Annotated in this window: 11 protein-coding genes; 7 read left to right on the forward strand and 4 right to left on the reverse strand. The window is 65.0% G+C overall.

What is annotated here, in order from left to right:
* Positions 1–162: 162 nt before the first annotated feature.
* Positions 163–1,392 (forward strand): acyl-CoA dehydrogenase, encoded by a 1,230-nt coding sequence (locus O6P39_RS11955; RefSeq protein ID WP_275611533.1) that lies wholly within the window; start codon positions 163–165, stop codon positions 1,390–1,392.
* Between the two features lie 114 nt (positions 1,393–1,506).
* Here O6P39_RS11955 and O6P39_RS11960 read toward each other — a convergent pair whose 3' ends face one another.
* The 3 genes from O6P39_RS11960 to O6P39_RS11970 all read right to left on the reverse strand — a co-directional run bounded on the left by O6P39_RS11960 (position 1,507) and on the right by O6P39_RS11970 (position 4,296).
* A complete protein-coding gene (locus O6P39_RS11960) occupies positions 1,507–1,704 on the reverse strand; it encodes a hypothetical protein (protein ID WP_275611534.1) in 198 nt (65 codons plus the stop codon).
* Positions 1,670–2,713, reverse strand: a complete 1,044-nt coding sequence (locus O6P39_RS11965) for a TerC family protein (RefSeq protein WP_275611535.1) — start codon at positions 2,711–2,713, stop codon at positions 1,670–1,672. The genes O6P39_RS11960 and O6P39_RS11965 overlap by 35 nt, the downstream gene beginning before the upstream one ends.
* Before the next feature lie 200 nt (positions 2,714–2,913).
* Complete coding sequence (locus O6P39_RS11970; protein ID WP_275611536.1) at positions 2,914–4,296, reverse strand: phosphate ABC transporter substrate-binding/OmpA family protein; 1,383 nt, start codon at positions 4,294–4,296, stop codon at positions 2,914–2,916.
* 195 nt (positions 4,297–4,491) lie between these two features.
* On the opposite strand from O6P39_RS11970, the gene O6P39_RS11975 reads away from it, so the two are divergent.
* The 3 genes from O6P39_RS11975 to O6P39_RS11985 all read left to right on the forward strand — a co-directional run bounded on the left by O6P39_RS11975 (position 4,492) and on the right by O6P39_RS11985 (position 7,301).
* Positions 4,492–4,725, forward strand: a complete 234-nt coding sequence (locus tag O6P39_RS11975; protein ID WP_275611537.1) for a hypothetical protein — start codon at positions 4,492–4,494, stop codon at positions 4,723–4,725.
* A 476-nt stretch (positions 4,726–5,201) separates the two neighbouring features.
* Positions 5,202–6,479: a hypothetical protein gene (locus O6P39_RS11980; RefSeq protein WP_275611538.1), complete on the forward strand. Its 1,278-nt coding sequence runs from the start codon at positions 5,202–5,204 to the stop codon at positions 6,477–6,479.
* 198 nt (positions 6,480–6,677) lie between these two features.
* Positions 6,678–7,301 carry a response regulator transcription factor gene (locus tag O6P39_RS11985; protein WP_275611539.1) on the forward strand — a complete coding sequence of 208 codons (624 nt, stop codon included), beginning with the start codon at positions 6,678–6,680 and terminating at the stop codon, positions 7,299–7,301.
* Between the two features lie 133 nt (positions 7,302–7,434).
* Here O6P39_RS11985 and xthA read toward each other — a convergent pair whose 3' ends face one another.
* Entirely contained in the window at positions 7,435–8,247 is an 813-nt protein-coding gene (gene xthA / locus O6P39_RS11990) for an exodeoxyribonuclease III (protein WP_275611540.1), read from the reverse strand.
* A gap of 129 nt (positions 8,248–8,376) precedes the next feature.
* Here xthA and O6P39_RS11995 point away from each other — a divergent pair, with 129 nt between their 5' ends.
* The 3 genes from O6P39_RS11995 (at position 8,377) to O6P39_RS12005 (ending at position 14,503) form a co-directional block, all read left to right on the forward strand.
* Positions 8,377–9,027, forward strand: coding sequence for a GNAT family N-acetyltransferase (locus tag O6P39_RS11995; RefSeq protein ID WP_275611541.1), 651 nt, complete (start codon positions 8,377–8,379; stop codon positions 9,025–9,027).
* 68 nt (positions 9,028–9,095) lie between these two features.
* Positions 9,096–10,823, forward strand: coding sequence for an autotransporter assembly complex family protein (locus O6P39_RS12000; RefSeq protein WP_275611542.1), 1,728 nt, complete (start codon positions 9,096–9,098; stop codon positions 10,821–10,823).
* Positions 10,824–10,837: 14 nt separating this feature from the next.
* Complete coding sequence (locus O6P39_RS12005; RefSeq protein WP_275611543.1) at positions 10,838–14,503, forward strand: translocation/assembly module TamB domain-containing protein; 3,666 nt, start codon at positions 10,838–10,840, stop codon at positions 14,501–14,503.
* Positions 14,504–14,532: the final 29 nt, after the last annotated feature.

The following is a 14,532-nucleotide window of genomic DNA, read 5'->3' on the forward strand; positions in this document are numbered from 1 at the left end:
CTCCGCTTGTAGTTGTTCTGGGGCCGATCATACCCGAACCGACGCTCAGGTCCATACGGGTTATGAATGTTCATTGATTCGGATAATAGGCTGGGTAAATCCTCGTCGCTGTTCTAGCATCATCACCACGACAAACAACTCGCCGCCAGAAGGTAGCCACCCATGGATTTCGCTTATTCCGCCAAGGTTCAGGATCTGCGTGAGCGCGTCACTGCGTTCATGGAAGCCTACGTCTATCCCGCCGAGAAGGTGTTCGATGAGCAGGTGGCCCAGGGTGACCGCTGGCAGCCCACGGCGATCATGGAAGAGCTCAAGGCCAAGGCGAAGGCCGAGGGCCTGTGGAACCTGTTCCTGCCCGAGTCCGAACTGGGCGCCGGCCTGACCAACATGGAATACGCGCCGCTGGCTGAGATCATGGGCCGCTCGTTGATCGGCTCCGAGCCGTTCAACTGCTCCGCGCCGGACACCGGCAACATGGAAGTGCTGGTGCGTTACGGCAGTGAAGAGCACAAGCGCACCTGGCTGGAGCCGCTGCTGCGCGGCGAGATCCGCTCCGCCTTCGCCATGACCGAGCCGGGCGTGGCCTCGTCCGATGCCACCAACATGCAGGCCAACGCGGTACGCGACGGTGACGAGTGGGTCATCAACGGTCGCAAGTGGTGGACCTCCGGTGCCTGCGATCCGCGCTGCAAGATCATGATCTTCATGGGCCTGACCAACCCGGACGCGCCGCGCCACCAGCAGCACTCGATGATCCTGGTGCCCACCGACGCCCCCGGCGTGAAAATCCTCCGCCCGCTGCCGGTATTCGGCTACGACGACGCCCCGCACGGCCACGCCGAAGTGGTGTTCGAGAACGTCCGCGTCCCTTATGAAAACGTGCTGCTCGGCGAAGGCCGCGGCTTCGAGATCGCCCAGGGCCGCCTCGGCCCGGGCCGCATCCACCACTGCATGCGCTCCATCGGCATGGCCGAGCGCGCGCTGGAACTGATGTGCAAGCGCGCCGTCAGCCGCACCGCCTTCGGCAAGCCGCTGGCGCGCCTGGGCGGCAACATCGACCACATCGCCAACTCGCGCATCGAGATCAACCAGGCTCGCCTGCTGACTCTCAATGCCGCGTACATGATGGACACCGCCGGCAACAAGATCGCCCAGAGCGAAATCGCCCAGATCAAGGTCGTGGCGCCCAACGTTGCCCTGCAGGTGATCGACCGTGCCATCCAGATCCATGGTGGCGCCGGCGTCTCCAACGACACGCCGCTGGCGTACTTCTACGCCATGCAGCGCACCCTGCGCCTGGCCGACGGCCCGGACGAAGTGCACCGTGCGGCCATTGGCAAATATGAAGTCGGCAAGTACGTGCCCAAGGAGATGCTGCGCAGCGGTCGCTGATCGCACTCCGCAACGAAACAGGCCCGCAGATGCGGGCCTTTTTCATTTTCGCGCCGCATGCTCCTACAAGGTGCCGCTCCAACAAAAAGGCCAGCTTTCGCTGGCCTTGTCGTTTCACTGCTCGGGAGAAGGCTCCGGTCCGTCTTCCTTCATCTGTGCCAGCCACCATTCCCGCCGGGTATGCAATTGGGCGGCGAAGGCGCGTGCGGCGGCCTCGTGGGGAAAACGCAGCGCACGACGGCCGAGACGGACCTGCCAGTAGGCCTGGCCGCGAAACTCAATGGCCTCGATCCTCACCTCCAGTGCTTGCATGCACCCTCTCCTGGCTTACGATTTCCAGCGGCTGCTCGCTGGTCCGGCGGGTCTTGATCAACGATAGCAGGATGCCACCGGCGAGCAGGCCGAAGGTTACGCCAAGCGACAGGGCGGCGGGAACCTTGCCAATGAATCCGTGCAGGAAGATCTTCGTACCGATGAACACCAGCACCAGGGCCAGGGCGTACTTCAGGTAGACGAAGCGGTGGATCATCGCCGCCAGCGAGAAGTACAGGGCGCGCAGGCCGAGGATGGCGAAGATGTTCGAGGTATAGACGATGAACGGGTCCTGGGTGATGGCGAAGATCGCCGGCACGCTGTCCACCGCGAACACCAGGTCGGCCAGCTCGATCAGGATCAGCGCGAGGAACAGCGGAGTGGCGTAGCGCACCAGCTTGCCCGAGGCGTCCGGCATCTTCACGAAGAAGTGATGCTCATGGATCTTGTCGGTCATGCGGATGCGCTTGCGCAGGAACTTCAATACCGGGTTGTTCGCCAGGTCCGGCTCATCCTCATGCTTGCTGAACAGCATCTTCACACCACTGAACAGCAGGAAGGCGCCGAACACGTACATGATCCACTCGAATTCCTTCACCAGCGCGGCGCCCAGGCCGATCATCAGCGCGCGCATGACGATGGCGCCGAGGATGCCCCAGAACAGCACCTGGTGCTGGTAACGGCGGGGGATGCCGAAGAAGCCGAAGATCATCGCCATGACGAACACGTTGTCCATCGATAGCGATTGTTCGACGAGGAAACCGGTGTAGTACTCCACCGCGCTGGTGGCGCCGAACTCGTACCAGACCCAGCCACCGAAGGCCAGGCCGCAGGCGAAGTAGCCGGCGGAAAGCAGCAGGCTTTCGCGCACGCCGATCTCATGGTGATCGCGTTGCAGAACGCCCAGGTCGAGTACGAGCAGGAGAATCACGATGGCCAGGAAGGCCAGCCAGAACCAGGTAGCGGTTCCGAGGAATGGTTCGGTTAAAAAGGCGTGCAGAGCTGTCATTTGGCCCCTCCCTTAGTGTCGTTGTCGAAAAGTGACTCCGACATGGCGGTTGGCAACCGTCAGAGGGGCCCGGCGTCACTCCGGGAACATAGCAGAGCGATTGGTGCAGACAAGCGGAGGAACGTAACAAGTTCCTACATCCGCTCAGGCTGCGGCGATCGGCGCCAGCAAGAAGTCTGTACGCCGATCGCCGGAAGGGATCAGTAGACCCAGACCTCGACGCGACGATTCTTGACCCGCCCGTCATCGTCGTTGTTGGCCGCAACCGGCAAGGCATCGCCCATGCCGCTGATCTCGCGGAACATCACGCCATCCTTGGCCAACTCGCGGCGCACCGCCATGGCGCGAAGCTTGGAGAGCAGTTCGGCGCGCGCGGGGTCCTGCTTCGGATCGCCGAAGCCGACCAGCACCGCCTGCTTGTTCATCTTGCCGTTCTGCTGCAGGTAGGCCAGCAGGCGTTCCACGTCGCGCTGGGCCTTGTTGTCGAGGGTGGCGCTGCCCTCGCGGAAGCGGAAGTTCACCGACAGTCGCTGGGCATCGCGCGCCAGGCTCTGGTACGCCTGGGGCATACCGGCCCGCGGCGTCATCTTCACCGCTTGTACCCGCTGGCCGACGAAGCCGCTGCTGCTGACCAGGGCCTGGCCCTGGTCGCCCTGGGCGAACTGCAGCAGCGCATGGGCCCAGCGATTGCTCTCCTCGGGCTTCATATAGAGGAACAGGCGGCGCGACAGCGGATAGTCCTCGGTGGCGATCAGCGTGGTCGACGGCGGCATCGCCTGGGAGGCGCCGTCGGCGATGCGCAGCGCCTTGGCCTTGCGGATCGATGACAGACCGACGAAACCGATGCCCTGAGGATCGGCGCTGACCTGCTGGGACAACTGGTCGCTCGACTCGAAGCGCTGCGTACCGTTGGCCAGGGCCTTGCCGTGGCTGGTCAGCACCAGTTCCTTGAAGGTGTCGAAGGTCCCGGAGTTGTCATCGCGGGCGTAAAGATGGATCGCACCGCCGCGGCCGCCGAGCTCCTCCCAGGTCTTCACTTCGCCGGAGAAGATGCGCGCCAGGTTGTCGGTGGTCAGCTCGTCCAGGGCGTTCGCCGGGTTGACGATGATCGCCAGGCCGTCGATGCCGATCACTTGCTCGGCCTTGGCACTACGCAGGTTTCCCGAGGCCGAAAGGCCTGCCGCTTCCGCGTCCTTGATCGGTCGCGATGCAGCCGCCAGTTCTGCGCTGTTGTCCTTGAGGGCGACGAAGCCGGTGCTGGAGCCATGGGCCGCCAGGTCGACGATGGCTTCCTTGCCGTCGGCGCTGCGGCCGATGATGCGCTGCTCGTTTTCCGCCTTGCCCGGCTGGACGCTGACGTTGGCGTAGCCCTCGCTTTGCAGCAGGCCTTTCACCAGTTCCGGGAGCAGATGCGCGCCGATGGTGTTGGAGCCCTGTACGCGCAGTACTGGCTCCCCGGCATGGGACGAGGGCAGCGCGGCGAAGGCCTGCCAGGGGAACGCGTAGCAGATGAATCCGATGATGAGCCAGGCGATGGTCACGGGCCAGGCTTGGGCATCGCTGGCGCTCGGCTTGTACGACATTGAGCAACTTCCATTTCAGGCATCGATGGCGCGGCAGAATAAGTCGGAATCATTGCATCGATATGACGCTTGGCTGCATTGCAGAGCTGTTGCCGCGATCCTCGGACATGACTGATGAAATGCAGGAAGTTTCCGATTCCCGTTCCTTTGGAGCGCCGCTATACAGGCGTTCGTGTTGAGGTTCTGGAGATCGAGATGCGCGAGATCGTCGACTTTGCGTCGGTACTGATGAAGCTGGTCATCATCCTGACGCTGCTGATGATGGCCGGTTCGTTTGTCGTGCTGCCGGACAGGGCAGGTGGGTTCGTCCCGTCGATGCTCATGCTCATCGCGCCGTTGTTCGTGTTGGCGACGCTGCTGGATCTGGCGAGCCTCATTCGGAGCCGTTCAGTGGGCGGCTTTTTGTCGAAGCAATCTCGTCGCGGCTGATCCTGCAGCAGTGCTCATCGGGGTTGGGAAAATTCCTTGGACGCATCGGGGGAGCCTGATTACGCCGGTTCACCGACCAGGTGACACTTGCGCCGTTTCAACCTCCCCGCTGGAAGGAAACCATGACTCAAAACCGTTCGGCTCCCAGGCCACGCCCGGCCGGCCCCGGCCATGGCGTCAGGCTGATTCCGCTGGCTGTACACAACCCCGCCGTTACGTGTTGGGGCCGTCCCTGGCGTCGGCACGCGCTGAGTCTGCCGGCCCCGCGTGACACGACGTTCAAGGGACTCCGGCTGCCTGCGCAGTCTCTGCAGTCGTGGCTATCTCTACTGGCAAAGGCAGGTCTGTTGAGCAGGCGCCCGGCGCCCGCCATGCCCTCGATATGGCCGTCTGAGCCAGACGGGCCCCCGGCACTTTCCAGCCTGGGGTTCGAACTGTGCACGGACGTCACTCTCGATTTCGCCCAGGTGGCTCGTTTGTCCAGGCTGAGAAACGAAGCAGCGCAGTCGGCCCATTCCAGCGAGGAGCCGGATGTTTCCGGGCAGGGCCAGGCACTTCCCTCTGCGGATGTGGGAACGGAGGAGCCGCAGGCAGAGGTCGTTCTGCCGGCCCCGGTGGACCTGGACGATTTGCTTATGGAGTCGCGTGCTGCCAAGGCGGAGCCGGTTGGAAGTCTTCCTGTCGGACAGGCCGATTCGTCCGCCGTGGAAACTGCGCCGCTCGAACCGCAGGAGCCCACGGCGCCGGTGGCTGCTGGCGCGCAAACGGAAACGCCGGACGTCGTCGTGCAAGGCGCGGCGTTGGAGCAGGACCAGCAGATCGAGTCACCGAAGATCGAACCCACCGGGGCCGATCAGTCTCCGGACCCAGTCTCCAACCCTGACGAATTGAGCGTGTTCGAGTACCTCGAGGCGATGGTGTCGAGTTTGGAGACGGTGGGCCACTCAGCCGCGATTGGCGCAGCGCCAACGGCTGCCTCGGGCGAGCCGGCAGCGCACGTAGTGGAAACCCCCGAGGCGAAAAACAGCAACCTTGAAGCAGCGCTTCAGGGGACCTTGATCCAGAAGGAATCCGTAATGACCGAAATGCACGATGTGATGCCTGAAACCGATATGCCGGGGGCCTCTGTTCCGATCACCTCGGCGGAGTTGCAGGAGGTAGCGGCCGCCCTGAGCGTTCCCCAACTCGACGCTGATCCCGATGACGTTCTTTCCGATGTACAGAGCACGCTCAACTCGCTCGCCGGCATGGCTCAGGGGCTGAGTCAGCAGAAACAGGCGGCGGGGCGTCTGCAGGAGGAGCTGGACGAGCGGACCAACCAGTTGCAGGAGCGCGAGCGCCTGGCCAACGACAAGGAGGCGCGGCTGCTGCAACTGGAGAATCATCTCAAGGAAGCCAAGACCAACTTGGACCGCATGGCCGCCGAGAACAATCGTTTGCTGGCCGAGCGTAGCGAAGCGCTCAAGGAGCTGGCCCAGACGGTCGACCTGCGCGACAAGGCGACGCTCAAGCGCGCCGAGTCGATCCAGCTCGAACAACAGCGTATCGACGAGCAATTGGCCACCCTGCGCGCTCGTGCCAGCGAACTGGATGAGCGCGAAAGCTCCCTCAAGCGCAAGAGTGAGGAGCTGGGGATGCGGCTCAAGCAACTGCAGAGTGCGAAGGACAAGTTCAGCGCCATCGTCAAGAGTTTCAACGAGACGGTGCAGTTCAACAGCACCTTGTCCGCCATTTCCAAGAACGTAATCGAGTAGTTCCGGCGCAAGAGCGGGCATTGACCGTTCTTGCGCTGATGGGCATCGCACAGATGCACAGATGTTGCCCAGGACAAGGGATTGTTCGATGTCCTCCGGTTGCGTCCACCGACGCTCGCGGAATGTTCAACGGAACCCTGCGCGCTTGGCCTGTACGTCCGCGATTGGCGAAACGAGGTCTTCGCAACAAGGACCAACATGGCCCGAATCGTAATCATCGAACCGTCAAGGCGGGACTTCACGGCTATCCGCCGGCTGTTGCAGGCCAGCGGTCACCAGTGCGATCTGCATTTCAAACTGGGGCGGCAGGCGCTGAATCAATTGAAGGCTGGGGATTGCGATCTGCTGGTGGTGACGCTGGAACTACCGGATATCCACGGAATGGAGCTGCTCGCGACGCTTCGCCGTAACGGTCAGCTCGAAGCCGCAACGCCGGTGCTGGTGTGCTCCAGTCTCGACACTTCGCTGAATATTCAGCGTGCCATCCGCGGCGGTGTATCCGGCTTCCTGCGGATGGCCGATCGCCCGGCCTTGATCGGGCGCGCCATCGAGACCGTCCTGGCGGGAGGCACGATCTTTCCCGAGCACGCGCGATTACCGTTGGGCGATGATCCCAGGCTGAAAGCTTCGCTGGCGTTTTCCACCCATCTGGTGGCTGTGCTGCATGGCCTGCATCGAGGCGATTCGGTGTCGGCGCTGGCGGAGCTTCTCGAGTCGTCGGGAGCGAGCGTCGGGCAGCATAAAAGGCAACTGATGCGAAAGCTTTCCGCCAGCTCCCTGGATGAACTCTTCAGCATCTGCAAAGAGATCGGGCTGCTGTAGCGGCGTTCATCTGGCGCCGCAACGGCCGCTCTTTCCTGCCAGGGTGTTGGCACTGTTGCAGCCGGCGCTGTGAAGAGATTTGGCTGAAGAAACGACAAAGCCCGGCATCGCCGGGCCTTGTCGTTTGCGCGGATTACTTCAGTTGCAGCCAGATCGGTGCGTGGTCGGAGGGCTTCTCCATGCCACGGATTTCGTAGTCCACGCCCGTGTCGGCGATGCGACCGCGCAGGGCCTCGGAGGCGAGGATGACGTCAATGCGCAGGCCGCGCTTGGGCTCGTCCTCGAACCCGCGGCTGCGGTAGTCGAACCAGCTGAAGCGATCGGTCACCGCCGGGTTCTGCAGGCGGAAACTGTCCACCAGGCCCCAGCTCTTCAGGCGCGCCAACCACTCGCGCTCCTCGGGCAGGAAGCTGCACTTGCCGGTCTTCAGCCAGCGCTTGCGGTTCTCTTCGCCGATGCCGATGTCGCAGTCTTCCGGGGAGATATTGATATCGCCCATCACCACCAGCGGCTGGCTGGGTTGGAAGCGGGTTTCCAGCAGGTTCTGCAGGTCGGCGTAGAAGCGCTGCTTGGCAGGGAATTTCACCGGGTGCTCGCGGTTCTCGCCTTGCGGGAAGTAGCCGTTCATTACGGTGATCAGTTCGCCCTGGGCATCCTTGAAGGTGCCCCAGATGAAACGGCGCTGCGAATCTTCGCCATCGTTGGGGAAGCCGCGCTGTAGCTCCAGCGGCTCCTGGCGGGAGAGCAGGGCAACGCCGTAGTGGCCTTTCTGCCCGTGGTAATGCACGTGATAGCCGAGGGCTTCGACTTCCTCGCGCGGGAACTGGTCGTCCGCGACTTTGGTTTCCTGCAGGCCGATCACGTCCGGCTGATGGCGCTCGATGATGGCCTGCAGTTGATGGGGACGTGCGCGCAAGCCGTTGATATTGAAGGAGACGATTTTCATCCTGGACGTCCTGGCAAAAGAACGATGCTAGCCCATGGTGGCCGATTCTGGCGACCCTGGCACGCCGCTGCTAGTGTTTCGTGGCTGGAGCGCGAACCATAAGAAGACACCACAAGAAGAGGCGTCCGCATGCCTGATTCGATCGCCGAAGTGCGTCTGCTCGACAGCGGCTACAGCCGCGAAGTCCGCTCGTTGCTGTATCACGCTTATCGCCATGAACCGACTTTCGCCTATCTGTTCGAAGCCGACCGTCCCGGTTTCGACCAGCGCGTGCGCGCCACGGTGCGCGAGCTGACCAACCAGCATTTCCTCGAGGAACTGCCGGCCATAGGACTGTTACGCGACGACCGCCTGGTGGGCGTGGCCCTGATCGCGCCGCCCCAGCAACGCCTGGATATCACCGAGAGCTGGGCCTGGCGCATGCGCATGCTGCTCACTACCGGTTTTCGCTGTACCCGCCGTTACCTGGACTATCACGCCGCCGTGCTCGGCTGCCTGCCGCCGGGGCCTTACCACATCCTGCCGCTGATCGGCATTCATCCGGAGTTCCAGGGCAAGCACCTGGGCGAGCAACTGCTCGATGCGCTGCATGCCTGGTGCGCGGAGGAGGGTAGTTCCCAGGGGCTGGTGCTCGACACTGGGAATTCGCGCTACCTGGATTTCTACCGCCGCCACGGCTACGAGGAGCTGGGCGAGGTGGCCCTGGGTCCGATCCGGGAGCATGTGCTGTTCCATCCGAACCCGAGACCGGAAAGCCAACTGGCTAGCCAGGGCGGATAACGCTTTTGAGGGTTCAAGCGCTCTGGGAAACGGCTTGATCGTCATTTCCCGTGCTAGCATTCCGCGCCATGAGAGTTGTCCAAGGATTGCTTGGGCTGCTGTTGATGGCGTTCTGCTTGCAGAGAGCGCTGGCGGCTGAAGCCCATCTCGACGTTCGCATCACTCCCGCCACCCCTGCGCTCAAGGCCAATATCGAGGCCTATGTGGGCAGCCTTGGCGAGCGTGATCAGGCGGCATTGCGGCGCATGCGGCGCACCACCGAAGAGCAGGCGCTGAAAGCCGCCCAGGCGCTGGGCTATTACCAGGCGCGTATCCGCAGCCGTGTGCGCGACGGGCAACCGCCGACCCTGCGCCTGAACGTGACGCCGGGGGAGCCGGTGCACCTGCGCAACGTCACTATCCGGGTGGAGGGCCCGGCGGCCAAGCTCAAGAGCTTCCGGGTGCCCGGCGGCGACGCCCTCAAGCCTGGCGCGCAACTCAATCACGGCGCCTACGAGGATGCCAAGCGGCTGATCCAGAACCAGGCGTCGCGCTTCGGCTTCTTCCGTGGGCAGTTCAGCCAACAGCAGTTGCAGGTCGATCCGGTGGCCGGCGTTGCGGACATCGAGCTGGTCTACGTCAGCGGCCCGCGCTCGACCCTTGGCAAGGTCGAATTCAGCGGCGACTACCCCTTCGACGACGAACTCCTGCAGCGCATGGTGCCGTTCGAGGACGGTACTCCCTACGACTCCGAGCTGATCGCCGACCTCAACCAGGCGCTGCAATCCTCCGGCTACTTCGACGGTGTGCGCGTGGACGCGGCGCCGCAGGCCAAGGCCAGTTCCGACGTGATTCCGGTGAATGTCCACCTGCAGGTGCGCAAGCCGCGGACCATGGGCCTCGGCTTGGGCTTCTCCACCGACGTCGGGCCGCGCGCCAAGGCCAACTGGACGCGCCACTGGGTCAACCCGCAGGGGCACAGCCTGGGCTGGGAGGCGGAAGTCTCCTCCCCCCGGCAGAACATCGGCGCCTGGTACGAGATTCCCCTGGACCCGCCGTTGACCGACAAGCTGCGCTTCACCAGCGGCTACCAGAACGAAGACCTGGTGGACACCCAGAGCAAGCTGCTCACCCTCGGCAGCGAATGGCACCACAAGCTCGACAGCGGCTGGCAGCGGGTGGTGTCGCTGAACTGGCAGCGCGAAGAATACAAGCTGGGCGACGACTCGGGCCTGAGTAGCTTCCTCATGCCGGGGATCGGTTATTCGATCCTCGAAGCCGACAACAAGGTCGACCCCAGCCACGGCTATCGCCTGCAATTCGACGTGAAGGGCGCCAAGGAAGGTTTTCTGGCCGATGCCGACGTCGCCCACGTCAATGCGCTGGCCAAGGGGCTGACCAGCTTCTGGGGCGGCCAGCGTCTGCTCGGGCGCATCCAGGTCGGCGGTATCGCCACCAACGACTATTCCTCGATCCCGCCGTCGCTGCGCTTCTTCGCCGGTGGTGACCAGAGCGTTCGCGGTTACGACTACCAGACACTGTCGCCGAAGAACTCCGAGGGTGATCGCATCGGTGGGCGCTACATGGTCGCCGGCAGCGTGGAGTACCAGTACCCGATTGCCGAGCGCTGGCGGCTGGCGGCCTTCGTCGATCAGGGCAACGCCTTCAACTCACTGGACTTCCCGTCGATCAAGACCGGCGTGGGTATCGGTATCCGCTGGGTTTCCCCGGTCGGGCCGCTGCGCCTGGATCTCGCCGACGGCCTGGACGAGGACGGCGGCATCCGTATCCACTTCTCCATGGGGCCTGAACTGTGAACCGTGCGGGCTGGATGCGCACCATGCGCTGGCTGCTGGGCGGGCTGCTCGGCCTGATCCTGCTATCGATAGCGGGCCTGTCGGCATTGCTGGGCACCGAAGCGGGTAGCCGAATGGCGTTGCAGCGGGTGCCGGGTTTGACCTTGGATGGCTTCAGCGGCCGCCTGGCCGGCGCCTTCACCGCGAGGCGCCTGGAGTGGAGCGACGGCGCCACCCGCCTGGTGCTCGACGAGCCGGATATCGACTGGTCGCCGGGCTGCCTGCTGCGCATGGCGCTGTGCCTGAGCCGCGTGGCGGCGAAGGAGATACGGCTGACCCTGCCGCCAAGCGAGTCGAGCGAGTCTTCCGGGCCGATCCAGTTGCCGAGCCTGAACCTGCCGCTGGCCCTGGAGCTGGGCGACGTGCGTATTGGCCGCTTCCTGCTCGATGACCAGGAGCAGCTGCGCGACACCAACCTGGTGGCGAACTGGGACCCTGAAGGTCTGCACATCCAGTCGGCGACGCTGGCGCGGGGTGATCTGCGCCTGTCGCTCTCCGGCCTGCTCAAGCCCACCCAAGGGTGGCCATTGCAGGCGCAGGGCAGCCTCGATCTGCCGGCCGTGGGCGGCAAGCCCTGGTCGCTGAAGCTGCAGGTCGATGGCGAACTGCAAGGTCACCTGAAGTTGCAGGCACAGAGCAGCGGCTACCTCAATGGCCAGTTGCAGGGTGATGTGCAGCCGCTGGCGGAGAACCTGCCGGCCCAGGCCCTGGTGCTGGCCGACGGATTCAAGGCGGATGCCGCGCTGCCCGATACGCTGACGCTGAATCAGGTTCGCCTGAACGCCAATGGCGACCTGAAGAACGGCTACCAGATCGCCGGCGCGGCCCTGTTGCCGGCCGAAGACAGTCCGGTGGTGCTGACCCTGCGTGGCCGCGTCGATGCCCAGGGGGCGGATATCGCCGCACTCGATCTGACGGCCGCCCAGGCACAGCGCCTGGGCGTGCAGGGACGGCTCGACTGGAAGGATGGCTTCGCCGCCGACGCCACCCTTGACTGGCTGGACTTCCCCTGGCGGCGCCTGTACCCGGCCATCGAGGAACCGCCGGTGAGCGTGCACAGCCTTAAGGCCGAGGTGCAGTATCGCGACGGCGCCTACCTGGGCAATTTCGATGCCGCGCTGAACGGTCCGGCGGGCGCCTTCACCCTGGCCAGTCCGGTCTCCGGCAACCTCTCGGAAGTCTTCCTGCCGTCGCTGCAGCTGGTGGCGGGGCAGGGCAAGGCCGCGGGCCATGTGAGGGTCGGCTTCGCCGACACTCTCAGCTGGGACGCCGCCCTCGATCTACGCGACCTCGACCCCGCCTACTGGCTGGAGCAGATGCCGGGCCGCCTGGGCGGGCCGCTGCGCAGCCAGGGCTCGCTCAAGGGCGGCAACCTGAACCTGACCGCGAACCTCGACCTGCAAGGGCGCCTGCGTGGCCAGCCAGCCTTGCTCAGGGCACGTGCCGAGGGTGCCGGGCAGTCGTGGAAGGCCGACGAGTTGACCCTGCAACTGGGCGACAACCGCATCACCGGCCAGGCGGCGCTGGACCAGCGTCTCTCCGGCAAGCTGGACCTCGCCCTGAATCAATTGGGCCAACTGTGGCCGCAGCTCGCCGGCCAACTGGGCGGGCGACTCGACCTGGCCGGCACCCTGCAGGCACCGCAGGGGCAACTGGCGCTCAACGGCCAGCGCGTCGCCTACGCCGGCCAGAGCCTGCGCAGCCTGGCGCTGGACGCCAAACTGGATGCCGCCCAGCGCGGCCGCCTGGACCTGCAGATACAGGGCCTGCGCAGCGGCGACACGCGCCTGGGCACGCTCAAGCTGGAAGGCAGCGGCGACAAGCAGCGCCAGCAGCTCTCGCTGAACCTGCAAGGCAAGCCGGTGGTCCTTGCGCTGAACCTCGACGGCACCTGGAACGGCCGCGACTGGCGTGGCCGCCTGGCGCAGGGCGACATCCAGAGCGGCGGGCAGGACTGGCGCCTGCAGCAGCCGGCGAAGCTGGAGCGACTGGCCGATGGCCGGCTGACCCTGGGCGCGCATTGCTGGGCCTCGGGCCCGGCCAGCCTGTGCGCCGAAGACCAGCGCCTGATGCCCGACCCGCGCCTGCGCCTGCACTTGCGCCAGTTCCCGCTGGACAGCCTGGCGCGCTGGCTGCCAGAAGACTTCGCCTGGCGCGGCCAGCTGGACGGCGACGTGCAACTGGACCTACCGGCCAGCGGCCCGAACGGTTCGATCCTGCTCAATGCCGGCAGCGGCACGCTGCGCCTGAAGGAACAGGACGACTGGGTCGACTTCCCCTACCAGAGCCTGCAACTGGAAAGCCGCCTGACACCCCGGCGCATCGATACCAGCCTGCAGTTCCATGGCGAGAAGCTGGGCACGCTGGATGCCCAGGTGCAGCTCGACCCCCGGCCGAAGTCCAAGCCGCTGAGCGGCAGCTTCAGCCTCAACGGCTTGGACCTGTCCATCGCACGGCCCTTCGTGCCCGCGGTGGAAACCCTCAAGGGACGGCTCCACGGTAACGGGCGGATTTCCGGCGGCCTGCTGGCGCCACGGGTGGACGGCGAGCTGCGTCTGGTCGATGGCGAGGTCTCCGGCGGCGACCTGCCGACGCGCCTGGAACAGCTGCAGGTGCAGGCGCGTATCGCCGGCGAACAGGTGGACCTGAGCGGCCACTGGACGGCCGGGGAGCATGGCAACGGCAACCTGTCCGGGCGGATCGCCTGGAACGAGGCGCTGGATGTCGACCTGAACGTGCGCGGCAACCGTCTGCCGGTGACGATCGACCCGTACGCGGAACTGGAGGTCGCGCCGGACCTGGCGATCCGCATGGCCGGCGAGGGCCTGGCGGTTTCCGGCAAGGTGCAGGTGCCCAGCGGCGCCATCACCATTCGCCAGCTCCCGCCATCGACGGTCAAGGTGTCGGACGACACCGTGATCGTCGGCCAGAAGCAGGAGCAGAAGGCCGCCGCCGCACTGCACATGGACGTCGACGTGATCGTCGGTGAGGACAAGCTGACCTTCTCCGGCTTTGGCCTGAACGCGGAGCTGGCCGGCCAGGTGCACGTGGGCGACAACCTCGACACCCGTGGCGAGCTGCGCCTGAACAAGGGCCGCTACCGTGCCTACGGACAGAAGCTGACCATCCGCCGTGCGCGCCTGCTGTTCGCCGGACCCATCGACCAGCCGTACCTGGATATCGAGGCGATCCGCAAGGTCGACGACGTGATCGCCGGCCTGCGCCTGACCGGCAACGCCGAGCAGCCGCGCAGCGAGGTGTTCTCGGAACCGGCGATGAGCCAGCAGCAGGCGCTGTCCTACCTGGTGCTGGGCCGGCCGATGAGCACCGGCGAGGACAGCAACATGATGGGCGAGGCGGCGCTGGCGCTGGGCCTGGCCGGAAGCGCGCCGCTCACCGGCGAGGTCGCGCAGAAGCTGGGCATCCAGGACTTCCAGCTGGACACCGAGGGCACCGGCAACAGCACCAGCGTGGTCGCCAGCGGCCAGCTCTCCGACAAGCTCAGCCTGCGCTATGGCGTGGGGGTGTTCGAGCCGGCCAATACCATCGCCTTGCGCTACCTGCTGAGCAAGAAGGTGTATCTGGAGGCGGCCAGCGGCCTGGCCAGCTCGCTGGATATCTTCTACAAGCGCGACTTCTGATGCCCTGGGTCTGGGGGGCCCGGCAGGCA

Origin of the sequence: Pseudomonas sp. PSE14 (genome assembly GCF_029203285.1) — a bacterium.
Lineage (GTDB): Bacteria > Pseudomonadota > Gammaproteobacteria > Pseudomonadales > Pseudomonadaceae > Pseudomonas.